The sequence below is a fragment of the Streptomyces sp. NPDC030840 genome (genome assembly GCF_055572015.1).
Map to the genome: position 1 here is coordinate 16,306 of NZ_JBVIEE010000033.1, position 25,050 is coordinate 41,355.

Consider the following 25,050-nt stretch of genomic DNA (forward strand, 5'->3'; position numbering starts at 1 on the left):
GGAAAGGTGCGGGCGGTAGCGGACACTCTCACCGGATTTTGCATTGTGCGAGCACGTCAAGGGGCCGCATCACACGCAACGTGAGGACACGCTCACGCGTCGTCGCCGGGGAGACCGAACATCGCGAGCGGGTCGAGCTTCGCGCGCAGTTCCACGATGCGCGTCCAGCTCTGCTCCGAGAACGAGCCCGGCAGTCGTCGCGGGTATGACTGGATGTCGCACTCGCTCACGAAGTTCCCCGAGCTGATCGGCTCCAGGATCGCCGACATCGACGCCATCCATTTCCTGTTCGGTTCGGCGGCCTCCTGTTCCCCGAAGATCGCGTAGGCCATCACCAGGGTCGGCTTGTCCATGGAGTACGCCGCTTCCTCGGGGGCGAGGCCCAGTAGCTCGCCGTGACCCGGCATGATGACCCCGAAGTTGTTCATGCCAGACGGCGCCTCCGTGAACTTCTCCTTCAGCGCAGCCGTGACGGCCTCTACATCGAGATCCGTCCAGAAGGCATCAGCGATGTAGCAGTGGTCCTCCGGATACTCCGCGTCGAATGACGCCGGGAGTTCCTCGAACGCCACCGGCACCAGTTCCTCGGCCGTCAGTGCTGGGAACCCTGGCCCCTGCGCGAACGGCGCCAATGCCGTGCGCGCCTCGTCCTCGGAGTCGACGTACGCAGTAGCGACGACGGTGACGATCCGGTCAGGGAAGCCGTCTGCCGGCAGGTGCTCATGCCGTGCCGGCCCAGACGCGGCCGTGAAGACCTCCACATGAGACGGCAGTTCTCGTGAGACCTGGGTGACCCAGCGCCCGACCGCGGCGACGTCGTCGAAGTCGAACGCCCACGACGAGACATGCGTTGCCCTGGGACGGTCCTGCAACTCGATCTCAAACTCGGTGACGACACCGGGGAAAGCAGGGCCCGAGCCGCGCGCGAGCCACCACAGGTCACGGTTCTCGGTCGCGGTGGCGGTGACCAGCTCGCCGGAGGCCGTCACCACCCGGACGCTCCTGATCGAGTAGCACGCGGGTTTCCAGTGGCCCCAGTTCAGCCCGAGGCCGCCACCGAGCAGGTAGCCCCCGGTTCCGGGGGCCCCGCAATGCCCCGAGGCGTAGCAGAATCCCTCGGCGGCAAGAGCCCTGGCGACGTCGCCACCCCGCGCGGCCGGCCCGATCCTGGCGGTGCGCGCCTGTGCATCGATCGAGATCGAGGTGAAGGCCGACATGTCGACCAGGACGCCGCCCTCGCGCAGCGGAGCGGCGATCCAGCTGTGGCCGCCGGAAAGGACGGCGACCTTCCGGCCGTACGCCGCTGCACCGCGGACCGCGGCGATGACCTCGTCTTCGGTCCGTGGCGAGACGACGAGGTCGGGTGCGCGGTCGAACCGCAGCTTGTTGTTCACCAGCCCGTGCAGGCGCTCAGCGAAACCTGCTTCCCCGCGTGACAGCTGTGGAGCTCCCGTACTCATGGTCGTGCCCTCATCCGACGACGAGCTGGCGCGACTCGTGGCAATGGATGAATCGCCAACCACCGTCAGTCCGACGCAGACCGACCGAGAACCGGATGTCGCCGGCGAGCAACTCGCCGGAGTCCTTGAACTCGAATGCGGTGTGCCACCGCGAGTAGACGAGCGCGGCATTGCCGAGCACAGCGACGTCGCTGCTGATCTCACGCCATTCGACGATCCGGCCGACGACTCCCGGAATGTAGCGCCAGTAGTCGACGATCTCGTCCCATGTCGTGCAGGCGACTTCGTACTCCTCCGGCTGGTAGACCAGGTGCTCGTAGCCGTCGTCCCACAGATCTTTCATCGCCTCGAGATCCATCGCCTGCATCGCCTTGCCGAAGGCCGTGCACGCGGCGCGGACTGCCGTCTCGTCGTCAGTCATCGGTGCCCTTGTCCTGTGTCGTGATGGAAGGTCCGGCTATTGGTACCCGTGCCGCCGGGCCCCGCCCACGCGTCGGTTCGCTCAACGGACCGGCTCGGCGCGCACCAACCCAGCTCGATCGCTCGGGCATGATGGTTCCATGGCTGAGTCGACGTCCCGACGGGGACCTGAAGGCACCGATCCCGACACCCGCACGCGCCTGCTCGACGCCGCGATCCACGTCGCCAGCACTGAGGGTATCGACAAGGTCACCTACCGGTCGGTCGCTGCCCAGGCAGGGCTGTCGCACAGTCTGGTGCGCTTCTACTTCGGCACTGGTACCCAGATGCTCGCCGAGGCGCTCGAGCGGGCAGCACAACTCGACGCGCAAGAGTCCCGGCTGCACGCCGAAAGCATCGACCACTTCGGACTCGATCTCGTCGATGTGGTCTCCGGCGAGCGCACCCGCGGCATGCTTCAGTACGACTACCTACTCCGCGCCGTGCGCGGTGGAGTGCCCCTGGAGCGGGTTCAGGCGCTCTACACGTTCTACCTCGACGAGGTGACGGGGACTCTCGACAACGCGGGCATCGACGATGACGACGGCTCCATCGCTGCCTTGATCTTCGCCGCGATCGACGGTTTGATCCTGCAGCACGCGGTCTACCAGTCCGACGAGCGCACCGAACTGGTGCTGGACAGGATCCGCGATGTCTTGCGCCTGCTCCAGCGACAGGCAGCTCATGCTCCGTCCTGACAGGTTCGGTCAGCGGACCGTAGTGATGCGTCCGCGCTGATCGCGTGGCACGGTCACGAGCATCTCGCACCACAAGGAGCTGCTCGTGAAAGCGACCAAGTTGCTCATCGGAGATGAGTGGGTCGACGCCGATTCAGGAACCACGGCCGAAACCATCAACCCGGCGACCGGTGAGGCCATCGCGACGTTTGCCGACGCCGGCGCTGCTGATGTCGACGCCGCTGTCGTGGCAGCGCGTTCGGGATTCGAGTCCGATGTCTGGCAGGCGATGAGCTTCGACGAGCGCGGCAAGATCCTGTGGCGCGTCGCGGAGCTCCTCGAGGAGAACGCGACCGAGATCGCGGCGCTCGAGACGCTGGACCAGGGCCAGCCGACGTTCATCTCCACCGGCATCTCGCTCCCCCTCGCTGCCCAGGTCTTCCGGTACTACGCGGGCTATGCCACGAAGATCGAGGGCAGAATCTCGCCCGTCTCGATCCCCGGCCAGCTCAGCCTCCAGCGGAGCGCTCCACTGGGCGTCGTCGGCCTGATCACCCCGTGGAACTTCCCTCTGGACATTGCAGCGTGGAAGCTCGCTCCGGCCCTTGCAACGGGCAACGCCGTGATCCTCAAGCCTGCGGAGCAGACCCCGTTGTCGACGGTCCGTCTCGCGGAGCTCTGTCTGGACGCAGGCGTCCCCGCCGGGGTCGTCAACCTCGTCACCGGCGGCCCCGAGGCCGGGAAGGCGTTGGCCGCCCATCGAGGCGTCGACATGATCTCCTTCACGGGCTCGACGGCGGTGGGTCAGGAGATCGCCCGGACCGCCGGCGCCGACCTGAAGCGCGTCGGCCTCGAGCTCGGCGGCAAGGCCGCGAGCATCGTGTGCCTCGACGCCGACATCGACGCCGCCGTGATCGGCAACCTCCGCGGCGCCGTGTTCAACACCGGCCAGGCGTGCGGCGCGTTCACTCGCTTCTTCGTCCACCGGTCCAAAGTCGACGAATTCACGACCAAGATCGCGGCCGCGGCCGACTCCCTCAAGGTGGGCCCCGGCCAGGACCCCGAGACGATCGTCGGGCCGCTCGTCTCCGACGAACACCTTCGTCGCGTCGACGGCTACGTCCGGTCGGGTAACGACGAGGGAGCCCAACTGGTGACCGGCGGATCGCGCGTCGGGGGCGCCCTCGAAAGCGGCTACTTCTACCGCCCGACCGTCTTCACCGACGTCACGGACGAGATGACCATCGCCCAGGAGGAGATCTTCGGCCCGGTCATCTCGATCATGCCCTACGACGACCTCGACGAAGCCGTCACCCGAGCGAACAACACGTCCTACGGCCTGGTCGGTGTCGTGTGGACCCAGGACCTCAAGACAGCGCACAACCTCTCGGCACGCATCGAGGCGGGCACTGTCTTCGTCAATCAGCTGCCGCTGATCGACCCCGCCTCACCCTGGGGCGGTCTCGGGCTCAGCGGATGGGGCCGCGAGCTCGGCCCCTACTCGATCGACGAGTTCACCGAGACCCGCACCACATTCATCAACCTCACCTGAGCCGCTCCCAGGCGCCCGAAAGGCACCCCATGCACAGCCCGTTGTTCGACTCCCTCACCGCCGACGAGATCGCCGCGGCGTCCGCCCTCATCCGCAAGGCGGGCATCGGCGGCGAACGTCCCGGCTTTGGCGCCATGTTCACCCAGGAGCCGGACAAGGCGAGGCTCCGCGCGGGTGAGGCGGTGTCGCGCCAGGCCCGGGCGCTGGTACTCGACCGCACTTCCGCGGCGACCTATGACGTGCTCATCGACCTCGACCTGAAGCGAATCGTCTCCTCGACCCAGCTCACCGAGGGTGGCGCCCAGATGCTTCACGAGGAGGTCGAGATCGTCGAGCAGGTCGCCAAGGCTGACCCGACGTACGTCGAGGCGCTCGCCAAGCGCGGCATCACCGATCTCAGCCTCGTCCAGCTGGACCCGTTCGGGACCGGGAACCTCTCCGATGTCGACCTGCGCGGTCGCCGTCTGTGGGCATGCGTCTCGTACTACCGGCACTTCCCCGAGGACAACGCCTACGCCCACATCGTCGAGGGCGTCATCGCCATCGTCGACACCGTCAGGCGAGAGGTCTACGAGATCCGCGACTCCGGCGTGAAGCCGCTGCCCCAGGCGTGCAACAACTACACGGCCGAGCACAACGGCCCCATGCGCGACGACATCAAGGCGCTCGACATCATCCAGCCCGACGGCCCGAGCTTCCGCCTCGACGGCCCACAGATGAACTGGCAGAAGTGGCGCTTCCGGATCAACATGCATCCGATCGACGGCCTGGTGCTGTCCGGCATCGAGTACGACGACTCCAGGTCCGGGGAGCCCGCGAACTTCCGATCGGTCATCCACCGCGCCTCCCTGGCCGAGATGGTGGTGCCCTACGGTATTCCGGAGGAGGCGCACTACTTCCGCAGTGCCTTCGACGCCGGCGAGTTCGGACTCGGCAGGATGGCAAACTCGCTCGTCCTCGGCTGCGACTGCCTCGGGGACATCACCTATCTCGACGCCGTGATGGCCGACGACGACGGCAACCCCCAGGTCATCCCCAACGCGATCTGCATCCACGAGGAGGACGCCGGCATCCTCTGGAAGCACACCGACTGGGTAACCGGGAACGTCGACGTGCGACGCTCGCGCAAGCTCGTCGTGAGCTTCATCACGACCGTGGGCAACTACCACTACGGCTTCTACTGGAACTTCTTCCAGGACGGACACATCGAGGTCGACACCAAGCTCATGGGTGTCGTCCAGACCATCTCCTACGACGCGGGCCAGGTTCCGGCCAACGCCAGCGTGATCGCCGAGAACCTCGCCGCCACATGGCACCAGCACCTGTTCAGCTTCCGCCTCGACATGGAGGTCGACGGGTGGCAGAACTCGGTCGTCCAAGGCGACGTCGACGGAGAGCCGATCGGTCCGAGAAACCCGTACGGCAACGCCATCCGCGTCACCAAGACCCTGCTCAAGACGGAGCAGGATGGCAACGGCATGACCAGCCCGCACACCGCCCGGTCCTGGACGGTGATCAACGCGAACAAGACCAACGCCTGGGGCGTTCCGGTCGGCTACAAACTGCTGCCGGGATGGGCGCAGGACACGCTCATCGCCCAGGAGCCGTCGCTGATGGTCACGCGAGCGGGATTCGCCACCAAGAATCTCTGGGTGACGCCGTACGCGCCCGACGAACTGCACTCCGCCGGCGACGTCCCCAACGGCGACCGGTCCGGCGCCGGCCTCCCTGCCTGGACGCGGGCCAACCGCTCGATCGAGAACACCGACGTGGTGCTGTGGCACACGGTCGGCGTCACGCACATCCCACGTTCAGAGGACTGGCCTGTCATGCCCAATGAGGTGGCCACCTTCTACCTCATCCCCAACAACTTCTTCGACAGGTCCCCGGCGCTCGACGTTCCGGAACAGTCCAAGGCCCACTGCGCACCGGAGGGCTGCTCCCACTGCGTTCCCGGCCACTGCACCTGCGGCCACTGAGGGCAACCGGTGCAGACCGCGCTCACCGTCGGATCGCTGCTGCCGGCAGGGATTGGTCTCGGCTGCTGCCTGCACCGCCGGGCCCACTGGCTCGGTCTGCTGGCGATGGTGGTGATGCTCTGCGGAATGTCCGACGTCATGCTGGGCGGGGCCCGTCTGCTCCCGGAAGCCGGCTGGGGCCTCGTGTTCGCTTTGGCCGCAGCCGCACAATTCGTCGCAGCCGGGACGATGCGGACCATGCGCATCGCCGAGCTCGGCGTGATGAGCCTCCTGATCGTCCTGATGCCGCCGATGACTTCCGACCCGACAGCCGGCATGCATCACATGGGAGCCATGGAGATGTCGAGCATGTCGAATACCGGTCACTCCATCACGCCATTTCTCGACTTCCTCGGGATAGCAGCGGCCTCTGGTTACCTGGCGTACGCAGCATCACGGTTCGTCCTCGCCAAAGCCGGGTTCTCCCGTCTCGAGGTGGGGATGAGCGCGGTCTCGGTGGCCGCGATGGCCGTGATGTTGGTGATCTGAACGGCGCAGGTGCGGGAGCACGCATGAAGACCATCGACGCCAACGATCCCGTCGGGGTGACGCCTCGCCGACCGGATGCGCGTGTGCCCGATGCCCGGGTTCGAGATGTCGGGCCGGTCATGCGGTGGCTGAGCACAGAGTGCGGAAGTGGGTGGCCCGGCGTCGTGTTCTGGGTGCGGTGTCGATCCAGTCGGCGACGCGGGCGACGTTGCACGCCATCGCGGTGAGGACGTGCGGGACGTGGGTGCGGGCCAGGCCGCGGTAGCGAGCGTCGCAGCCCGTGAGCCCGGACGTTCTGCGAGAGGGTGGCCTCGATGCCGGCGCGGATCGCGTAACGGTGCTGCCATTGCTCGGTCTGCTGGTCGAGCCGGTTTTGCGTCCGGATCTCATGCAGCGCCGGGGCAGCACGGCTACTGAGCGGGGCCGGGTCGCGGAGGACGTGCACCGGGTGCGGTCCGGGCAGGATCGGCAGTCCGCCTCGGCGAACCGGGCCTGCAGACAGGTGTTCCCCTTCATCCGCAGCTCGGTCCAGGACACACTCGTGGCCCCGCGTGGACAGATCGCCTGCTCGTTGTCCCAGTCGATGGTGAAGACGGCCTTGCCGAAGCCCGAACCGGCCTTGGCCTGGCTGCTGTGGTCGGCGACGACCGGGCCGAGCAGGGTTATGCCGTGCACCCGCTGTGCCCGTTCGATGTGTGCCGGGGAGATGTAGCCGGAATCGACGACATGCTCGCGGGCAGCAACTGCCGCTCGGCGAGCTCGTCGTGGATCGTGTCGGTCATCTCGATGTCCTGGACGGGGTTATGTGACCTGAACGGCTGTCTCAGACCCAGGGTGTCTCAGGCAGCGCTTCTTTGGCGGGACTGGCCTTGGAGAACATCGGTACAGCCTTGGTGCTGAGATTGATCATGGTTCTGAGCTGAGATGGCCCACTGCGGACCCCGAGTAGATGGTCTCGGCGTGACCGCCAACATCTCCGCGTGTGCGGAGACCTCACGCGGCTGTGCCCCCGGAAGAAGCCGCTTGGGTTCCACCGGTCGCGCGGTCGGCGGAACCCGCCTGTCATGGGCTGGGAGCAGGCGGTAAGGGACGGTGTCGGTGGTACAACTTGGTGCCGACCGTGCGCAGTGTGGCGAGCACCAGTGCCCGTTGTGACGGAGCCTGCGTGGCGTCGTTGACCGGGCATGATGCTGGGTGTGTCGGCTGAGCAGATAGCCGGGTGGGATGCCGAACTGCCCTCATCGACGGGTTCGTTGGGGTGTTCAACCGGCCGGAGCCTCGGGTGGTGTTCGCGCAGTTCGTTGAGGGCTGCTGGCGGAGCTGCCGAAGAAGAACGGCTGGACACTGTCGGAGCGTGCCGGGTGTGTGACCGCGGACCGGATGCAGTGGCTGCTGAATGGATCGGTGTGGGACGCCGACCGGCTGCGTGACGCGGTCCGCGATTACATCATCACGCATCTGGGCTGCGAGGACGCCTCACTCGTTATCGATGACACGCAGGCGCAGAAGAAGGGCACCAAGTCGGTTGGGGTGGCCTTCCAGCACTGTGGGCTGACCGGCGATGTCCGCAACTGCCAGACCATGGTGATGCTCACGCGTGTGCGATCGCCGTCTCCGAATTTCCCACTGCCTTCCTCATCTTGCTGAACACGAGAACACGTGGAAGCCGACGCACTGGCTTGCCGGCGCCTGCCGCTCTGACGTCCGGCTCGCAAGCACTCAATGGTTTCGATGCCGTTCACCCAGCCGCGGTGATGGCTGCCCGGCGGCGCCGCGCGCGAGCGCCGCCTGCCCTGCTATTCACGGGCTTTCTTGCGTACCACCGCTGTACTCGGCCTCAAGGATCGCTTCCAGCAGCAGTTGGGCGTCCTCGGTGTAGCCCTTGTTGATCTGCTTCTCCGGGATGCGCGTGTGATCGAGCATGAAGTCCCGGAACCGACGAACCGGCCAGGGGACGTTGTGGAAGACCTTGCCGAGCGTTCGAGCGAACGTCGTCACGCGATTGCAGTATGCGACACGCTGACTGTCGTACTTCGTCAGTCCTGCCCGCAGTGCAGCAGCTTCGGACAGGTCCGTGCCCGCCAGGTACCGGCCGAGGAAGAAGCCGTCCTCGATCGCCATGCCGGCTCCGTAGCCGGCGTACGGCGAGGTCGGGTGGGCAGCGTCTCCCAGCAGAGTAACCCTGCCTCGTGACCATGCGTCGAGCGGATCACAGCTCTTGACGACCCATCGGAAAAGTCCGTGTTCCGGGTCGGTGGCGTCGAGCAGATCGGCAACGGGATAGGTGAAGTCCTTCAGACGCTCTCGCATGTACGGCAACGGCTCTTCAGGTGCGGGCTGGTCCTCGGCGCAGGGTTCCACGAACCAGTACTCGAAGCAGTTCTTGCCTCGGAACCGGAGCGGCGCGTAGCCGAGTTGGTGGCGGTCGCTGTGGTGGAGCACCATGTGTGTGCGTTCCGGCCCCTCCAGTTCGCACCAGCCAAGCCAGACGGCGATGCCGAGGTGCTTGAGCTCCGAGGGCCCCCACAGCTGTCGACGAATGACGGAATTGATGCCATCGACCCCGATGAGCAGGTCGGCTTCGTAGGTCGACCCGTCAGCGAAGTGCAGCGTGACGTCGTCGGGTGTCTCGGTATAGCGCTCCACTGGCGCAGAGACCTGGATCATGTTGCTGGGGACAACGCGCAACATCCGTTCGTAAACCTCTGAGCGCATCATCCCGGAGATCCAGCCCGAGACTCCGGCTCTCTTCAAGAGCTCCTCATCAGTCTCCAGCGTGCCCGGAAATGTCCGTCGTACCGACGGAACTCTGATATCCCCGCGGTGTACAGATCGTCGACCTGAACGCCGTAGGAGCGAAGAATGTCGATGCCAACCGCGTTGAGCAGAATGGCGCCGCCCAATGCCTCGATCGCGTCGTTGCGCTCGAAGATGCGCACATGGTATCCGGCTTGCCGCAGGGCGATTCCGGCAGAGATCCCGCCGGGTCCAGCCCCCACGATGGCAACCCGCTTACCTCGCGCCCCTTCGGCGGCTATCTGATCGCCGGACGTCGTTGTCTCGATGTCGATGTGCATGGCTTTGCTCCTGGCTGCTTCCTGATTGTAGTGATTCGGAGGTGGGCGGTCATTGTGGTGATGGGCCCTGACCTGTGCTGCTCAAAAAGTGATCCGTGCTCCCGCATGGCCCCGGGTCGGATGCCCGGTTACTTTTGTGTGATCCCGGATGGGTTCCTGGCACCTAGGTGACGAGTCGGTGCAGGTATAATGGAGGATGGCTCAAGTGACGGATAACAGCGCGCTTTGCCGAGTTGGGCGATTGATGAATGATCGAAATTGAAGCGCATGCGAACGCCGTCGCCGACCTGCCCATTTGGCCTCCGCATCTTGCTGACTATGAGAACCACATGGAAGTCGACGCACTGAGCGTTTTCAGCGTTGCCTCTCCAGGGTGAGGACAGCTTTGGTGATGACGGTCATGCGGTTGGGGCTGATCCGGGATCTGCGGAAGATCTGCCAGACTTGAGCCGTGCCATGCCGCGTTCGACTGGTGCTCTCGCCGCCGCCAGAGCCCGGTTGACGGTGCGCTGGGTGAGGGGGAGTTCACCACCCGGTGGCCGTTTGAGTCCGGTCGCAACCCAGGGGCCGGCACCTTGGTAGGCGCGGTCGGCGAGGATCGGGACGCCCTGGCGTTCGCAGATCCGGATGATGCGGTGGGTGCGGGCTGCGGTCAGGTCGTGGGTGCGGCCCGGCAGCGCGGGTGAGATCCACAGGACCTCACCGGCGGGGTCGGTGACGACCTGGACGTTCACGCCGTGCCGACGGTGCTTTGCCGAGTAGTCGGCTCGGCTGTCACCGACGCGGTCGCACTCGGCAAGGGTCCCGTCCAGCAGGACGAACTCCGGATCATGCTCGCGCAGAGTCTTGAGCAGGCCCGGGGCCCGCTCGGCGAGCAGGACGGTCACGGCGGTGACATACGCGTGGGCGGTGCCGACGGATATCCCGAAGCCGGATGCGAGCCGGGTAAGGGTGTCGTGGCGGCGTAGGTACACCAGAGCGACGAGCGCCCGTTGGTGCGGCGGGAGTTTGCACCGTCGGTCACCCTCACGGCTGACGATGAGCATCGTGACCCACTCGACGAGGGCATGCGGGAGGTCGAGTGCGGCAGGATAGGGAACCAACAGGGCTCCTGTGCCGATGGGTTGAGACTTCGAACACCTCCCCCAACGGCACGGGGGCTTTGTGCGTTGCGGCCCTCACCTCGGCCTCACCGGCGTCACCCAATCAGTGGCCAGGCTGAAAACGCTCACTGGCTTGACGGGACCCGACGCTATGGCGTCCGGCTCGCAGGCACTTTGACGTCCGTCGGGCGCCCCAGGCTTCAGCATGCGGCGCTGAGCGCGTCGGTGTGCAGGGATGCACTGGTGCGTGCCCTGACCTCTTCAAGGGTGACGCCGGGTGCCGTCTCGACAAGGGCGAGCCCGTCGGGAGTGATGTCGAGGATGGCGAGGTCGGTGATGATTCGGTGGACGCAGGCCTCCCCGGTGAGGGGCAGGGTGCACTCTTCGAGGATCTTCGGGGTGCCGTCCCTGGCGGTGTGTTCCATGAGGACGATGACGCGGCGGGCGCCGTGGACGAGGTCCATCGCGCCGCCCATGCCTTTGACCGTCCTGCCGGGGATCATCCAGTTGGCCAGGTCGCCCTTCGCCGACACCTGCATCGCGCCGAGCACGGCCGTGTCGATGTGGCCGCCGCGGATCATGCCGAAGGAGAGGGCCGAGTCGAAGAAGGAGGCGCCGGGCAGCACGGTGACGGTCTCCTTGCCCGCATTGATCAGGTCGGGGTCCACCTCGTCGTCGTACGGATACGGGCCGGTGCCCAGGATGCCGTTCTCGGAGTGCAGGACGACATCGATGCCAGGGGGGAGGTGGCCGGGGATGAGGGTGGGCAGGCCGATGCCGAGATTGACGTAGGAGCCGTCGTTGAGTTCGGCGGCGGCGCGGGCGGCCATCTGATCGCGGGTCCAGCCGGTGGGCGTGCTCATGCGCGTACCGTTCTCTTCTCGATCCTCTTGTCGGCGGCCTGAGTGGTGGTCAGTCCCACTATTCGTTGGACGAAGACGCCCGGTAGGTGCACCTCACTCGGCTTTAGTTCGCCCGGCTCCACCAGTTCTTCGACCTCGGCGACCGTCACGCGTCCGGCCATGGCGGCCAGGGGGTTGAAGTTGGCGGCGGCTTGGCGGAAGACCAGGTTGCCGTGGTGGTCGCCGCGCCAGGCCCGTACGAGGGCGAAGTCCGTGGTAATAGCGTGTTCCAGGATGTGGGGGCGGCCGTTGAAATCGCGGGTCTCCTTGGCGGGGGACGCGAGGGCGATGGAGCCTCCCCCATCCTCCGCCCGGGAGGTGCCGCCGGGCGCGTACCGCCAGGGCAGGCCGCCTCGGGCGACCTGGGTGCCGACGCCTGCCGGGGTGTAGAAGGCGGGGATGCCCGCGCCTCCCGCGCGCAGGCGTTCGGCGAGGGTGCCCTGCGGGACGAGTTCGACCTCCAGTTCGCCACAGAGATACTGGCGGGCGAACTCCTTGTTCTCGCCGACGTACGAGCCGGTCACTCGGGCGATACGGCCGGCCGCAAGCAGTACGCCCAGACCTCGGCCGTCGACACCGCAGTTGTTCGACACGACCGCCAGGCCCGTGGCGCCCTGCTCGTGCAGGGCCCGGATAAGGACTTCGGGTACACCGCTGAGACCGAAACCACCGACGGCGAGCGACGCGCCGTCGGGGATGTCGGCGACCGCCTGCGCGGCGCTCGCACTGACCTTGTTCACGCTTGTTGTTCCTCTCAGTGCGGACGGACACACGTGTGTCGGCTCGCTGGCTTCATCGTGGCCGCGCGGTTCAGAAGGGCTGATTGAGGAAGCCCTCCACCTGCCCGAGCTGCCCGGGCAGGGCTTCGCGCATGTACTCGACGGCGTGCGGCAGGGTGGCCGCGGTGACAGCCATCTCGCCGAACAGGATCTGGTGGGACACCTCTTGGACGAGCCTGACCCGCTCGAGGCGACGCTCCATGAAGGCCCGCAGTGAGGCCTCGACGGTCCGGTCGGGCTCGGCGAGTTCTTCAGCGAGGACGACGGCGTCCTCGAGTGCCATGCCGGCGCCCTGGGTGAGGTGCGGTGCGCTGGCGTGTGCGGCGTCGCCCAGCACGATGGCACGGCCTTTGAACCAGGGCGAAGGCAGAAAGACCTCGTTCAGCGGGCTGTAGACGATGCCGTCAGGGCTGGTGATGCTGTCGCGGAGTTCTCCGATGAGCCCGCCGTACCCGGCGAGACGCTCGATGAGCAGATCAGCCATTCGGCCGGAGGGCATGTGCGGATTGCCGGGCTCGGCAGTGACGTGGAGCAGGTACATGCTGTCGTCGCTGAGGGGGATGACACCGGCCTTGGTGGCGTCGCCCTGGAACAACATCGTGTTGCGGACCTCTTCCGGGCGGGGCATCGTCAGCCGCCACACCGAGTAACCGGTGAAGACCGGCTCGTGCTCGGTGCCAAAGAGGCGCTGCCGCAGCGGAGAGCGCAGCCCATCGAAGCCCACGACCAGGTCGTAGGTCTCGGTCCTGCCATCCGAGAAGGTGACGCGTACCTCTTCACCCGTGTCCTCGAGATCCCGCACGCTCACACCGTGAGTGACCTTGGCGCCGGCGCGTTCGGCCGCACCGCTGAGGATGCGGTGCAGTTCGCGACGCGTGAGCGCGTTGTTGGCAGGGACGTCACCGCCGAAGGCGGACGGGCATTCGACGATGAGTTGGCCCTGCCAGTCGTAGAACGCGTTGCGGTCATAGCGAAAACCGGTCTCGAGAACCTCGTCCAGCACTCCCAGCGTGCGAAGTGCACGGAGTGAGTTGGCGGGTTGGTTGATGCCAACGCCCAGGACGCCGGAGTCCTCCCGGACCTCTACGACATCGACATCGACGCCGCGCCGGGCCAGCGCAACAGCGGCCCCGAGCCCGCCTATCCCTGCCCCGGTAACGAGAACTCGCGTGACCTGCATGGTCGCCACCTCACTTCAGTGTGTGCTGGACAACCGCGACGGTAGGACGCCATCACAATGTTTCAAAGCGATTACTATCAATGATGCAGATCGATACCATCGATGCCTGACGAACGGAGCACTTCGGTATGAGTCTGGGCGGGGTGGACCTCAACCTTCTGCTGGCACTGGACGCCCTCCTGGGTGAGCGCAACGTGACCCGGGCAGCTGAACGCATGTCGGTGGGACAGCCCGCCATGAGTGCGTCGCTGGGACGGCTCCGCAAGCACTTCGACGATCCGCTGCTCGTTCGCGAGGGCAGGACGTTGGTTCCCACACCCCTCGCCCTCTCGCTGGCCCCGCTGGTCCGCGAGGCGGTGGCGGCGGCCGAGGCGGTGTTCGGCCGGCCGCGGGGATTCGATCCGCTGGTCGACCGCCGGTCGTTCACTATCATGGCCAGCGACTACGTCACGCTCATCCTGCTGCGCCCGCTGGTCGCGCGACTGGCACAGGAGGCACCCCTGCAGCGGGTGCACGTCGTACCTGTACAGAGCAATTTCGCCGAACAGCTACACAAGGGCGAGATCGACTTTCTGGTGCTGCCCACGGAACTGACCGGGTCCCGGCTCACCTTTCCGCACCGCCACCTGTTCAACGACCGCTACGTCCTGGTGGCCGACCCGGACAACGACGCGGTCACCTCCGCGATCACCGCGGAGGACTTCGGCCGACTGCCCTACGTCGCCTACAGCGGCGGTCCGCTGCCCTCGATCGCCGACTCCCAGCTCGACTCGCTCGGGATCGCGCGACGGGTGGAGATGAGCACGCAGAGCTTCGTCATCATCCCCTTCCTGGTGACCGGCACCCCTTTCGTGTCGCTGGTGCATGAGCGGCTGGCCCGGCAGGTCGCCGACAAGGCCCGCCTGAAGGTGCTCGAGGCACCCGTGCCTCTTCGTCCGATCAGTGAGGCGTTGTCCTGGAGCCTCCGGCACACGGACGATCCCGCTTTCACCTGGTTGCGGGAGCGGATCGCTGAGCTCGCCGCCGAACTATAGAGATCGATGGCATCAATTTAATCCATCGATACCAATCGTTTCAGTTGTTGGCTTTCTCTCCGTAGCGTTCCGGCTGCGCCCGCAAGGATGCGGGGCGCGCACCACACGCTGGAGCAGCCGACATGAACCTCTCGACGACCACGCGCTCCCCGATCACCCATTTGCGCCATGTGGCCATCGCTGTGCCCGACTATGACCCCGCGGTCGAGTTCAACCGTGGGGTGTGGGGCTTGACGCCGGTCGCGGAAGACAGCGGTGTCTCCTTCTTCGCCGCGGAGGCCAGCCCCGAGCAGTACATACTGCGGGTCCGCCGCGCAGCCGAAAAGCGCCTGGACCTGATTGCCTTCGGCGCGGAGAACGCCGCCTCCGTCGACACCCTCGCGGAGCGCCTCATCGCCGCGGGCGTCACCATCGACCGAGAACCCGCGAGCCTGGATACGCCGGGCGGCGGATACGGATTCCGTTTCTTCGACCCAGAAGGCCGCCTCATCGAGGTCTCGGCCGATGTCGAGCGACGGACGGCGCGAACGCTGGAGCCGCGTGAGTCGATTCCGCAGCGGCTCAGCCACGTGGTGATCAACAGCGTGGACATCCTCAAGACCAAGGCCTTCTACGAGCAGCATCTGGGTTTCCGGCTGTCGGACTGGCTGGAGGACCACATGTGCTTCATGCGGACCCGGATCGATCACCACATCCTGGCCATCAGTTCGGGACCGCATGTCGCGCTCAACCACATCTCATTCGAGATGCGCGGCATCGACGAGTACATGCGCGGCTCCGGCCGGCTGATCCGGCACGGCAACAAGCCTCTGTGGGGCCCTGGCCGACATGGTGCCGGGGACAACACCTTCACCTACTTCCTGGACCCCAACGGCAACGTCGTGGAGTACACGACCGAACTGGAGAAGATCCCCGACGACGAGACGTGGGTACCGCGCCGGTTCGAGGCCACGCCCGAGGCCGCTGACCAGTGGGGAACGGGCGGGCTGATCACCGACGCAATGATCCCGGCGATGTTCAACGAGCCCGACAAGGGGCTGTGGACCCCGTCCCCGCTGTGATCACACCGCCCACCCCGTACGACAGGAGCCCGCAGTGAGCACCGTCCACCACGACGTCACCACCCTCGCCCCACCGCGGCTCGAAGAGGTCAGCGACGGCGTTTTCGCCTACATACAGCCCGACGGGAGCTGGTGGATCAACAACACCGGGTTTCTCGTCAGCGGACGCGGGGTGATCAGCGTGGACGCCTGCTCGACGGTCCGCCGTACCCGCGCCTACCTGGACGCCATCGCCACCATCACCCCGCAGCCGGTGCGGACCCTGATCAACACCCACCACCACGGCGATCACACCTTCGGCAACCACCTCTTCACCGGCGCCACGATCGTCGGACACGAGGCCACCCGGACGGGCATCCTCGACTGGGGTGAGCCGAAGTCGGCACCGTTCTGGACCGAGGTCGACTGGGGTGACGTCGTCCTCGAGCCGCCGTTCCTCACCTACACCGACTCGGTGACCGTGTGGGCCGACGACCTGCGCGCCGACGTACGCCACGTCGGTGTTCCCGCCCACACGACGAACGACTCGATCGTCTGGCTTCCGGAGCGCGGGCTGCTCTTCAGTGGCGACCTGCTGTTCAACGGCGGGACTCCCTTCCTCGTCCAGGGGTCGGTGTCCGGAACAATCCAGGTGCTGGAGGACGTCGTCAAGCCGCTGGGAGCGACGACCATCGTCCCCGGGCACGGCGCCGTCGCGGGGCCCGGACTCATCGACGACGTGCTCGGCTACCTGCGGTTCGTGCAGGCCGCCGCCCGCACCGGCCGCGACGCCGGGTACACCCCGCTGGAGACCGCCCGCGAACTGGACCTGGGCGAGTACGACGGCCTGCTCGACCGTGAACGCATCGTCGGCAACCTGCACCGGGCCTACGCCGAGTTGGAGGGCGGCCCGCTCGGCCGTCCCATCGATGTGGCCGCGGCCCTCACCGACATGATCGCCTACAACGGCGGACGTCCCCTCACCTGCCTCGCCTGAGCCTCACCGGAGCCGTCATGACCACCATCATCACCGTCGCCCCCACCGGCCCGATCGCCACCAAGGCAGACAACCCGGCGCTCCCCACCCAGCCCGAGGAGATCGCCGCAGCGGTCGCCGAAGGCTACGAGGCCGGTGCCGCCATCGCCCACCTCCATCTGCGTGACGGGCAGGACCGCCCCACGGCAGACCTCGGCATCGCCAAGGCCACCATGGACCTGATCAGCGAACGCTGTCCGATCCTCATCCAGCTCTCCACCGGCGTCGGCCTGACCGTTCCCTTCGAGGCACGCGAGGCGCTGGTGGAGCTCCGGCCCCGCATGGCCACACTGAACCCCTGCTCGATGAGCTTCGGTACCGGAGAGTTCCGCAACCCGCCGGACGCGGTCCGGCGCCTGGCCGGGCGGATGCTCGAGCTCGGGGTCAAACCCGAGCTGGAAATCTATGACACCGGCCATCTCGACGCCTGCCTTCAGCTGCTCAACGAGGGCCTGCTGGCCGAGCCGCTCCAGTTCAGCATCGTGCTCGGCGTGCGCGGCGGCATGGCCGCGACCCCGCAGAACCTGATGACGATGGTCGACCGGCTACCCGACGGCGCCGCCTGGCAGGTGATCGCCATCGGCCGGGCCAACCTCCAGCTCACCGCGATCGGCCTGGCCCTGGGCGGAAACGCCCGCGCCGGACTGGAGGACACCCTCTACCTCCGCAAGGGCGAACTTGCCCCCGGTAACGCCCCATTGGTCCGCCGCGCCGTGCAACTCGCGCACGCGCTGGACCGTCCCGTCGCCGACATCGACCAGGCCGCCGCCCAACTCGGCCTGCCCGCAGTCTGAGGAGCACCCCCGTGTTCGAGATCTTCCCAGGCAACTACGTGTGGAACCTGTCGGTCAACATCGCGCTGAACACCGGCGCCCACATCACCGAAGTCAGCGAGGCGTGTGCTCCGGTACTGGAGGCATCCCGCAAGGGAGAGGACGCCGGCACCGAGCTCTTCTTCGAGTCCTGGACAGCCCTGGCCGATCGCCTGGTCGGGCTGGCCGAAGAGGACGAGGCTGCCGGGCACACACTCACGGCCGGCGCCAGGTACTACCGGGCCTCCGTCTACTACCTGACGGCCGAGAGACTGCAAAGCCGCCACTACGCCCCCCGCTGGGACGCCTACCGCAAGATGCTCGACTCCTTCGAAAAGGGCATCACCCTCGGCCGCCACAACTGCACCAAGGTCGAGATCCCCTACGAGGACACCAGCCTGCCCGCCCTGTTCGTCCAGGCCGAAGGAGCCGCCAGCGGCCAGGCACCGTGCATGGTGCACTACAACGGCCTGGACAGCACCAAAGAGATGATCTACGGGTCCGGCATCGCCCACGAACTGGCCCGGCGGGGCATCTCCACCCTCATCGTCGACCACCCCGGCAGCGGCGAAGCGCTGCGGCTGCGAGGACTGACCGGACGGTACGACAGCGAGCACTGGTCGTCCGCCTGCGTCGACTGGCTGGAGAACCGCGACGACGTCGACCCGGCACGCATCGGTGTGATGGCCTGGTCGCTGGGCGGCTACTACGCGCCCCGCGCCGCCGCCTTCGAAAAGCGCTTCAGCCTCTGCGTCGCCTGGGGTGCCAACTACAACTGGGGCGAACTCCAAAAACGCCGACTGGCCCGCGAGGGCGACCGGCCCGTTCCCCACTACTGGGACCACGTCCAGTGGGTCTTCGGCAAGGAGACCCTGGATGAGTTCATGGAATTCGCCCCGAACATGAGCCTCGCCGGCGTCACCGAGCACATCACCGTCCCGTTCCTGATCACCCACGGCGCAGACGACCGGCAGATCCCCAGCGAATACGCCCTAGCCCAGTACGAGACCGCCGTCAACAGCCCCAAACGCGAGCTCAAGTGGTTCACCGAACGCGAAGGTGGAGTCGAACACGTCAGCGCCGACAACATGCCCGCCGCCACCGGCTACATCACCGACTGGATCGCCGACACCATCTGACCCGCATCATCGCTGCTGATGTTCAGGGTTGCAGGCCCGCAGCGACGTAGGCGATCTGCTCACGCAGCCAGCGGTGTCCCCGATCATTGTTGAGCCGGCGTGGCCAGTACAGGTTCTCGTGCAGACCGCTCAACTGCACGGCCGGCTGCACGATCCGGACGTCGGCCATGGATGCCAGCCCGGAGCAAGCCCCCGACCAGGGAAAGCTCCGAGCACCGACGAGAGCGAGGCCGCTGGCCGATCCCCGGCCCGCTCCTGCGGCGCTCGGTCCACACCATCCGGCACTGCCTGGCCGTCACCCACCTCAACCCCCACCACCCTGCGGAGACAGTCCTGACCTGCGGGATCCCGGTCCCCGGCGTCGGCTCCACCAGACCCGCGCCATGGTCAGTCACTACCGACGCCCCGGAGACCCGCTCCCGGACCGCCTCCGACCCTGGGCCCACCACCGGCCGATCCCACCCATCACCGACCCTCAAGATCTCCGGCTGTGGGAGTGTCATGAATCAGGTGTGAGCCTCCACGAAGGAGTCACCTGATGAGTACGACGATGGATCACCGGATCGAGACCTCGGGCAGCGTGTCGCTTGCCGTGGCCGGCAGCAGTGTTCAGGGTGCCGACGTGAAGTCGATGCCGGTGTCGCCAAACGGTCTGTCCAGCGAACTGCTGGAGGAGCTGGCCGCGCTCGCGGCCGAGAAGGTCCGCGGTGAAGGGCTGCGGCTGATGGGCGAGGGCGGGCTGCTGCCCGAGCTGGCCCAGCACCTGATGCAGGCCGCCCTGGAAGCCGAGATGGACGAGCACCTGGCCGCCGAGGCCGGCCGGACCGGCGGGCGCGGGTCCCGCTCGGGCGGCAACATGCGCACCAGCCGTCGATGTGGGTAGGGAAGGTTTCGGTGCCGAGGATGATCCGGTTGGGGAACAGGTCGCGGTCCAGGGCGTAGCGGGCCTCGGCGTAGTTCATGCCGGAGACGTCGAGGACGGCGAAGGACTCGGCGGTATGCTCGGTGACCAGCTCGGAGGCGCTGATCGTGTTCATGGCGTCGCCCGCGTCGGCCATGAGGGTGTTGATGCCGGCGCCGTCCTCCGCGGCCTGCTCCAGCCACTGCTCCCGGAGGGCGGCCAGTTCGGACATCACGGCCAGCATGCCGTTGACGGCGTTGGTGACGTAGCGCGTCGGGTCCAGGGAACGGACCTTCTCGGCAGGTCTGCGCCCCCACGCGGCGCCGTGGGGGGAGCCGGTCTCGGGGATCTCATTGCCGATCGAGTACGTGATGACGCTGGGGTGGTTGACGTCCTTGGCGACCATCGCCTCGATGTCTCACTCCCACCACTCCGGGAAGCTGAGGCTGTAGTCGAACTCGCTCTTGCCGGACGCCCATACGTCGAACGCCTCGTCCACGACGAGCATCCCGAGCCGGTCGCAGGCCTGCAGCATCGTCCTGCCCGGTGAGCCGAAGCTGGTGCCGCAGTGCACCTACCCGCTCGCCGGCGTCGGCTGTGTCAGCCGCGTCTACACGGACTGCGGCGTCTTCGACGTCGGCCCTGACAGCGTACGGATCCGGGAGACCTACGGCGCCGGCGCCCACGAGCTGGCGGAGCGACTCGGCATCACGCTGTCTTGGCGGGCGTTTGCATAGGGACCGCTCATCGAGGCGCCAACATGGGCGCCGTTGACTCCGCTTTTCGGACATGGGCGTGTAGGGGGAGCTGTGTACGAGGCCGGCACACTGTCCGCACCGTCCTCAACGCCAATCCGCTGGAAACTCCTCGGCCGTAACGACACTGCCCCCACACCCCAAGACCCGAGGTCACCCCGCACCCCTCCAGCGAACCACCCGAAGGCCCCACCGTCACTGGTCCATACAAGATCACCGGCAGAGTCACGGCATTGGGCCCAGGCACGTAGCGGCGTCGACGTCTTCGGCGTCCGGTTTTCGTTCGTCAGGCGCCTTCAGGCGCAAGAACGATGTCGAACTGCGCCCGGGACCATCCCTGTCCCTGGAGGTCGCGTCCGTCGGGTGTCGGCGTGCCGGCCTGCTGTGGCACGAAGTTCTTGATCAACGAGCGCTTGACGCCGAAGACCGAGTCTCTGCTCAGGAGCGCGTCTCCAGCCGGGAAGATGTGGGTGACCAGTCGACGACACCCGGGCGCAGTGACCATGAAGTGCAGGTGCGGCGCCCTCAGGGGCGACCGGCCAACGGCCCTGAGCATCCGGCCCACGGGCCCGTCGTCCGGGATCGGATACGGGGTAGGCACAATCCCCCAGAACGAGTAACGGCCTTGGTCGTCGGTGAACAGGTGCGCGCGACCCGCGACACGTCCGTCGGCGTACTGCACGTCGTACTTGCCGTCGTCGTCGGCTTCCCACACGTCGATCCGCGCCCCGGCGAGGGGCGTTCCCTGCCCATCGGTGACGATCCCCTCGACCCAGCACGGTGTGCCGCTTGCGCCGCATGCGATATCACCGCCGAGCTCGATCCGCGGTGACCCGTCGACGAAGAACGGCCCGAATACGGTCGCCTCCGTGGCCTCACCAAAGGCCTGGTTGTTGATGGTGATCGTCTGCATCGAAGCTCCGAGGACGTCGGAGAGCAGGATGAACTCGTGGCGGTGACCGTCGGTGATGTCACCGGCTTCCTTGAGGAACTCGATCGCTCGCCACCACTCGTCCTCGCTCAGCCGGGTCTCGCGCAGGAACGCATGCAGATGACGAACCAGCGCTTGCATGAGGTGCTTGAGCCGCGTGTCGACGCATCCCTCGAACGAATCCAGGACCTGCGCTACGAGTGCATCCTCGCGACGTTGCTGCTCGGGGGCCGGAGGTTTCGCGACATTCGTCATCGGGGTTCGGCTCCTTGCCAGGCTGCATGCAAGAGGTGTTCGATCTCGGTCGGCGTGACCGGCCTGGGGTTGTCTCGGGGCGCGACTTCACAGATCGCCTCGGCTGCAGGGCGCAGATCCGTGGGCTGCGGGGCGTAGTCACCCAATGCCCGCGGAGCGTCCAGTCGTTCGCACAGGTGTTGAAGGCCGGCGAGCGCGTCGTCGACGCCGAAGGCATCCGCGATGCGATGAGCGGCCGCAGGCGCGTGGGGAGCGTTGAACCCCAACACGTAGGGCAGCACGACGGCGTGGGTCTGCGCGTGCGGCAGGCCGAACATGCCACCCAGCACGTGACAGATCTTGTGGTGCAGTCCGGAGCCTGCCGAGGAGAAGGCCGAGGCAGCCAGGTACGCGCCGTAGAGGACCTCTTCCCGGCCTGCAGTGCTGCGCGGATTCGTCACAATCTTAGGGAGCCCGGTGTTGAGGGCCTGAATGCCCTCTCCCGCTATCGCACGGTCGATGGGATCGGACATCGGCGCCCACATCGAGTCCACGCAGTGCGCCACTGCATTGAGTCCTGAAGCGACACTCAACTCCACGGGGAGAGTCAGGGTCAACGTGGCGTCGTACACGATCGCCCGCGGAAGAACCGTCGGATCGATGCCGGTCGTCTTGCGCGATCGCTCGGTGAGGCCCCACACCGACGTGGCCTCTGAACCGGCGTACGTGGTCGGGACGGCCACAATGGGGAGATCACTTCGGAGTGCCACGCCCTTGGCCAGCCCTGTCGCCGAACCGCCACCGACGCTGACGAGGACGTCCACCCGGTGCTTCTCAGCGGCGCTGCAGGCACGCTCGACGACGTCAACCGGGACGTGCATGACCACCTCGTGGTGTCGAACAACCACCGGCAGCCCTGCGGTGACGCGATCAGCCAACTCGGCTTCGGCCTCGCCGGCGATCAACATCACCCGTTCAGCACCCAGTCGGTCGATCGCCGTCTCCAAGGACTCGCGGGCCCGGCCGGCAGCGAAGACGACCACCTGCGGGAGGGATTCATGCACGAAGTTGAGACTCACTCGACCAGCCTGCTCCTGTTCCTCATGGCAACGTTCGAGAAGTTCACCGCTCCCACGACACCGTTGGCACGTTGACGGTCCGTTCAGCGGACCGCCTCCGGTGCACGCAGCGAGGGAGAGTGTCAGGTGCGGTGCACGGCGCGGCGCAGCGGGCAACGGGCAACGGGCGACGAAGCCGTAGCAGATGGCCACACCGGCGCCCAGCGAGGCGATGGCCGCCAGGGCCGGGACCGCTACGTGGGCGGGGGGTCTGCTGGACCAGGACGAAAGTGCCCATGGCCAGCACGAACCAGGCGAAGAGCCGGGAGAGGACGTGGGCGGGGACCCGCCCGGCCAGGCTGCCGACGACCGCAAACCCGGTGACGGCCGGGGTCAGGCTCCAATCGATCTGGACGCTCGACAGGTAGCCGGCGAAGCCCGCGGCGGACTTCATCGCGATGACCAGCAGTGAGGTGCCGACGGCCACCGGCATGGGCAGGCCGCCCAGCAACGCCAGGGCGGGGACGACCAGGAAGCCGCCGCCCGCGCCGACCAGGCCGGTGGCCAGGCCGACGGCCGCGCCGTCCAGCAGGACCCGCCCCACCGGGAGCTGCTGATGAGCCCGGTCGGGGCCGGCAGTGCGGCGGCCGCGGAGCATGGCGGCGGACACGGAACCGCCTTATCGACGCGCTGCCGCCTCAACCTGACTCGACGTGTTGCCCCGAGATACTGCAGGCCACCCAACCCGCACAGCGTTGTGACCGGGGTGAGCATGGATGTCGTCGGGTTCGTCATGCTGACGACGACGCCTTCGCCGTTCCCGCGGGGCGTCGGACCAGGAGCTGAACCGCGGGGCCAGACCTGGGTATGACCCGGCATCGCACCCGACGGTGATCCGGAGGCTGCCGCTGGGTCGCCGTCCGCCACGCCCCCGACCACATCCACATCGCCGCCACCAAGGTCCGGCGGATCTGCGCACCGCACGCCACTGGAATGACTACCTCACCGCAGATCGCGAACTCACCGCCATCAAGAAGGAAGACGGCCTCTTCCAAGTGGTCCGCGGAGACCGCACCGCCGCCAAACGCCCCACCCGGGCCGAGCAGGAGAAGGCCCGACGGCCCACTCGCTTCAAGCGCGCCGACCGCATCCGCAGCGGCAGTGGTCCAGCCGCTGTCAGGACACCCTGGGCCCCGTCCGAGGCAAGAGGAGAGCGAGGGCGAACACGAACGCCCGATCGGCCCGCGCGCGGTCTCCCGAGACAAGAAGGTCGAGCTGAAGCCCCCGTACCTGAGCCAGGAAGAGGGTGGCCAGGGCCGACGCGTCCTCGGGCGCCCACCCGTCCTGCCTGAGCCACCCGGAGACGAAATCGACGTCGTCCAGCATCGGCTGTGTCAGCTCCCCGCCGTCGCCGGACTGCCACGCCTTGCCGGCGACGATTTCGAACAGGAGCAGGAACTGCCGCTGCTCCTTCGGCTCGCACAGCCGTCGCCAAGTGATCCTCAGCAGTTGTGCCGTCGACCCGGCTTCCTTCAGTTCCCTGTCGGCGGTCACCTGAGCGAAGAGATCGGTGCGCATCTTCTCCACTACGCACTTGATCAGCTCGTCCTTCGACGAGAAGTGGCGCAGCAGCGTCGCATGGGTCACCCCCAGCGCCTGGGCCACCGGACGCAGCGACAGGCCGGCGACGCCGTGATCGAGGACGTACTCGGTCGCCGCCGCCAGCAGCTCCGGCCGCCGGTGCTGAAACCGGAGGGTCCGCCCGTCGACGCGCTCGGAACTCATCATCTGCCGTCCTCACTCCGGATGCCTGGTTTCGATTAAGCGTACCAACCGGTTGCCCTAACCGAGTGGTACTGCTACTTTTTCATGCACCGGAGCCGGAAGCCTCCGCATCGGCCGAGACCCCCTGGGGGACGGCGATGACTGATCCGGCACGGGTACCGATAGCCGGACCTTCCATCACGACAAGGACACTGCTGATGACTGACACGACAACGACACCGATGACTGACGACGAGACGGCAGTCCGCGCCGCGAGCACGGCCTTCGCCCAGGCGCTGCAGGCGATGGATCTCGAGGCGCTGAAAGATCTGTGGGACGACGGCTACGAGCACCTGGTCTACCAGCCGGAGGAGATCGAAGCCGCCCTCACGACGTGGGACGCGATCGTCGACTACTGGCGCCAGCTTCCGGGATTCGTCGACCGGATCGAAGGGCGTGAGTACAGCAGCCACGTCGCTGTGCTCGGCGATGTCGCGCTCGTCTACTGGCGGGGCCACACCACGATCGAGTTCAAGGGCTCCAGCGAGTCACTCGCCGGCGACTCACGGCTCTCGGCCGCTCTGCGTCGGACTGACGACGGTTGGCGATTCATCCACTGGCACGAGTCGCGCCAGCTCGTCGCCGGGTGA

At 66.9% G+C, this 25,050-nt stretch carries 26 protein-coding genes and 3 pseudogenes; 14 read left to right on the forward strand and 15 right to left on the reverse strand.

The features are described 5' to 3' along the window. Window positions 1–92: 92 nt before the first annotated feature. Together ACZ49J_RS41575 and ACZ49J_RS41580 are read right to left on the reverse strand one after the other, a co-directional pair. The gene (locus ACZ49J_RS41575; protein WP_467456289.1) at window positions 93–1,460 is read right to left on the reverse strand and encodes an FAD-binding oxidoreductase; all 1,368 of its coding nucleotides are present in this window, start codon (window positions 1,458–1,460) and stop codon (window positions 93–95) included. 10 nt (window positions 1,461–1,470) lie between these two features. Beyond that, window positions 1,471–1,881, reverse strand: coding sequence for a YybH family protein (locus tag ACZ49J_RS41580; RefSeq protein ID WP_467456290.1), 411 nt, complete (start codon window positions 1,879–1,881; stop codon window positions 1,471–1,473). 139 nt (window positions 1,882–2,020) lie between these two features. On the opposite strand from ACZ49J_RS41580, the gene ACZ49J_RS41585 reads away from it, so the two are divergent. From ACZ49J_RS41585 to ACZ49J_RS41600, 4 genes are all read left to right on the forward strand, one after another. Beyond that, complete coding sequence (locus tag ACZ49J_RS41585; protein WP_467456292.1) at window positions 2,021–2,617, forward strand: TetR/AcrR family transcriptional regulator; 597 nt, start codon at window positions 2,021–2,023, stop codon at window positions 2,615–2,617. An 85-nt stretch (window positions 2,618–2,702) separates the two neighbouring features. Beyond that, complete coding sequence (locus tag ACZ49J_RS41590) at window positions 2,703–4,148, forward strand: aldehyde dehydrogenase family protein (protein WP_467456293.1); 1,446 nt, start codon at window positions 2,703–2,705, stop codon at window positions 4,146–4,148. 29 nt (window positions 4,149–4,177) lie between these two features. Continuing rightward, a complete protein-coding gene (locus ACZ49J_RS41595; protein ID WP_467456294.1) occupies window positions 4,178–6,127 on the forward strand; it encodes a primary-amine oxidase in 1,950 nt (649 codons plus the stop codon). A gap of 9 nt (window positions 6,128–6,136) precedes the next feature. Beyond that, on the forward strand, window positions 6,137–6,655 hold the full coding sequence (locus tag ACZ49J_RS41600; RefSeq protein WP_467456296.1) for a hypothetical protein: 519 nt from the start codon (window positions 6,137–6,139) through the stop codon (window positions 6,653–6,655). A 117-nt stretch (window positions 6,656–6,772) separates the two neighbouring features. On the opposite strand, the gene ACZ49J_RS41605 is transcribed toward ACZ49J_RS41600, so the two are convergent. Next, window positions 6,773–7,330, reverse strand: a complete 558-nt coding sequence (locus ACZ49J_RS41605) for a transposase (RefSeq protein ID WP_467456297.1) — start codon at window positions 7,328–7,330, stop codon at window positions 6,773–6,775. Between the two features lie 690 nt (window positions 7,331–8,020). On the opposite strand from ACZ49J_RS41605, the gene ACZ49J_RS41610 reads away from it, so the two are divergent. After that, window positions 8,021–8,302, forward strand: coding sequence for a transposase (locus tag ACZ49J_RS41610; RefSeq protein WP_467456299.1), 282 nt, complete (start codon window positions 8,021–8,023; stop codon window positions 8,300–8,302). Between the two features lie 153 nt (window positions 8,303–8,455). On the opposite strand, the gene ACZ49J_RS41615 is transcribed toward ACZ49J_RS41610, so the two are convergent. The 6 genes and pseudogenes from ACZ49J_RS41615 to ACZ49J_RS41640 all read right to left on the reverse strand — a co-directional run bounded on the left by ACZ49J_RS41615 (window position 8,456) and on the right by ACZ49J_RS41640 (window position 13,696). Continuing rightward, complete coding sequence (locus ACZ49J_RS41615) at window positions 8,456–9,409, reverse strand: FAD-dependent monooxygenase (protein WP_467456300.1); 954 nt, start codon at window positions 9,407–9,409, stop codon at window positions 8,456–8,458. Then, window positions 9,406–9,732, reverse strand: coding sequence for an FAD-dependent monooxygenase (locus tag ACZ49J_RS41620; RefSeq protein WP_467456301.1), 327 nt, complete (start codon window positions 9,730–9,732; stop codon window positions 9,406–9,408). The genes ACZ49J_RS41615 and ACZ49J_RS41620 overlap by 4 nt, the downstream gene beginning before the upstream one ends. Before the next feature lie 354 nt (window positions 9,733–10,086). Further along, a pseudogene (locus ACZ49J_RS41625) lies at window positions 10,087–10,835 on the reverse strand (transposase). A gap of 200 nt (window positions 10,836–11,035) precedes the next feature. After that, window positions 11,036–11,698, reverse strand: a complete 663-nt coding sequence (locus ACZ49J_RS41630) for a CoA transferase subunit B (protein ID WP_467456302.1) — start codon at window positions 11,696–11,698, stop codon at window positions 11,036–11,038. Beyond that, window positions 11,695–12,477 carry a CoA transferase subunit A gene (locus ACZ49J_RS41635; protein WP_467456304.1) on the reverse strand — a complete coding sequence of 261 codons (783 nt, stop codon included), beginning with the start codon at window positions 12,475–12,477 and terminating at the stop codon, window positions 11,695–11,697. The genes ACZ49J_RS41630 and ACZ49J_RS41635 overlap by 4 nt, the downstream gene beginning before the upstream one ends. 70 nt (window positions 12,478–12,547) lie before the next feature. Then, window positions 12,548–13,696 carry an FAD-dependent monooxygenase gene (locus tag ACZ49J_RS41640; RefSeq protein WP_467456390.1) on the reverse strand — a complete coding sequence of 383 codons (1,149 nt, stop codon included), beginning with the start codon at window positions 13,694–13,696 and terminating at the stop codon, window positions 12,548–12,550. Window positions 13,697–13,824: 128 nt separating this feature from the next. On the opposite strand from ACZ49J_RS41640, the gene ACZ49J_RS41645 reads away from it, so the two are divergent. The 5 genes from ACZ49J_RS41645 (at window position 13,825) to ACZ49J_RS41665 (ending at window position 18,757) form a co-directional block, all read left to right on the forward strand. Then, window positions 13,825–14,730, forward strand: a complete 906-nt coding sequence (locus tag ACZ49J_RS41645; RefSeq protein WP_467456305.1) for a LysR family transcriptional regulator — start codon at window positions 13,825–13,827, stop codon at window positions 14,728–14,730. Window positions 14,731–14,852: 122 nt separating this feature from the next. Beyond that, complete coding sequence (locus ACZ49J_RS41650; RefSeq protein ID WP_467456307.1) at window positions 14,853–15,791, forward strand: VOC family protein; 939 nt, start codon at window positions 14,853–14,855, stop codon at window positions 15,789–15,791. A gap of 34 nt (window positions 15,792–15,825) precedes the next feature. Further along, window positions 15,826–16,767, forward strand: coding sequence for an MBL fold metallo-hydrolase (locus ACZ49J_RS41655; RefSeq protein WP_467456309.1), 942 nt, complete (start codon window positions 15,826–15,828; stop codon window positions 16,765–16,767). Between the two features lie 17 nt (window positions 16,768–16,784). Then, on the forward strand, window positions 16,785–17,600 hold the full coding sequence (locus ACZ49J_RS41660) for a beta-keto acid cleavage family enzyme (RefSeq protein WP_467456310.1): 816 nt from the start codon (window positions 16,785–16,787) through the stop codon (window positions 17,598–17,600). Between the two features lie 11 nt (window positions 17,601–17,611). After that, window positions 17,612–18,757, forward strand: coding sequence for an alpha/beta hydrolase family protein (locus ACZ49J_RS41665; RefSeq protein WP_467456311.1), 1,146 nt, complete (start codon window positions 17,612–17,614; stop codon window positions 18,755–18,757). Window positions 18,758–18,779: 22 nt separating this feature from the next. On the opposite strand, the gene ACZ49J_RS41670 is transcribed toward ACZ49J_RS41665, so the two are convergent. Further along, window positions 18,780–18,926 (reverse strand): hypothetical protein, encoded by a 147-nt coding sequence (locus ACZ49J_RS41670; protein WP_467456313.1) that lies wholly within the window; start codon window positions 18,924–18,926, stop codon window positions 18,780–18,782. 369 nt (window positions 18,927–19,295) lie between these two features. Here ACZ49J_RS41670 and ACZ49J_RS41675 point away from each other — a divergent pair, with 369 nt between their 5' ends. Then, the gene (locus ACZ49J_RS41675) at window positions 19,296–19,640 is read left to right on the forward strand and encodes a hypothetical protein (protein ID WP_467456394.1); all 345 of its coding nucleotides are present in this window, start codon (window positions 19,296–19,298) and stop codon (window positions 19,638–19,640) included. Window positions 19,641–19,887: 247 nt separating this feature from the next. On the opposite strand, the pseudogene ACZ49J_RS41680 reads toward ACZ49J_RS41675, so the two are convergent. After that, window positions 19,888–20,064: pseudogene (locus tag ACZ49J_RS41680) on the reverse strand (glycoside hydrolase family 2 TIM barrel-domain containing protein); the annotation flags it as partial. A gap of 154 nt (window positions 20,065–20,218) precedes the next feature. On the opposite strand from ACZ49J_RS41680, the gene ACZ49J_RS41685 reads away from it, so the two are divergent. Further along, entirely contained in the window at window positions 20,219–20,395 is a 177-nt protein-coding gene (locus ACZ49J_RS41685) for a hypothetical protein (protein WP_467456314.1), read from the forward strand. A 304-nt stretch (window positions 20,396–20,699) separates the two neighbouring features. Here ACZ49J_RS41685 and ACZ49J_RS41690 read toward each other — a convergent pair whose 3' ends face one another. Genes ACZ49J_RS41690 through ACZ49J_RS41700 form a run of 3 tightly spaced genes read right to left on the reverse strand, consistent with a single transcriptional unit; the run spans window position 20,700 to window position 23,306 of the window. Continuing rightward, window positions 20,700–21,599 carry a dioxygenase family protein gene (locus tag ACZ49J_RS41690; RefSeq protein WP_467456315.1) on the reverse strand — a complete coding sequence of 300 codons (900 nt, stop codon included), beginning with the start codon at window positions 21,597–21,599 and terminating at the stop codon, window positions 20,700–20,702. After that, window positions 21,596–22,657 carry a maleylacetate reductase gene (locus ACZ49J_RS41695; RefSeq protein ID WP_467456317.1) on the reverse strand — a complete coding sequence of 354 codons (1,062 nt, stop codon included), beginning with the start codon at window positions 22,655–22,657 and terminating at the stop codon, window positions 21,596–21,598. The genes ACZ49J_RS41690 and ACZ49J_RS41695 overlap by 4 nt, the downstream gene beginning before the upstream one ends. A 43-nt stretch (window positions 22,658–22,700) precedes the next feature. Further along, window positions 22,701–23,306, reverse strand: a complete 606-nt coding sequence (locus ACZ49J_RS41700; protein ID WP_467456319.1) for a sulfite exporter TauE/SafE family protein — start codon at window positions 23,304–23,306, stop codon at window positions 22,701–22,703. A gap of 204 nt (window positions 23,307–23,510) precedes the next feature. Between ACZ49J_RS41700 and ACZ49J_RS41705 the strand changes: the two are divergent. Next, window positions 23,511–23,766, forward strand: a pseudogene (locus ACZ49J_RS41705) (mobilization protein); the annotation flags it as partial. Window positions 23,767–23,812: 46 nt separating this feature from the next. On the opposite strand, the gene ACZ49J_RS41710 reads toward ACZ49J_RS41705, so the two are convergent. Continuing rightward, window positions 23,813–24,424 carry a TetR/AcrR family transcriptional regulator gene (locus ACZ49J_RS41710; RefSeq protein WP_467456320.1) on the reverse strand — a complete coding sequence of 204 codons (612 nt, stop codon included), beginning with the start codon at window positions 24,422–24,424 and terminating at the stop codon, window positions 23,813–23,815. Window positions 24,425–24,618: 194 nt separating this feature from the next. Between ACZ49J_RS41710 and ACZ49J_RS41715 the strand changes: the two genes are divergently transcribed. Continuing rightward, complete coding sequence (locus ACZ49J_RS41715) at window positions 24,619–25,050, forward strand: nuclear transport factor 2 family protein (RefSeq protein ID WP_467456321.1); 432 nt, start codon at window positions 24,619–24,621, stop codon at window positions 25,048–25,050.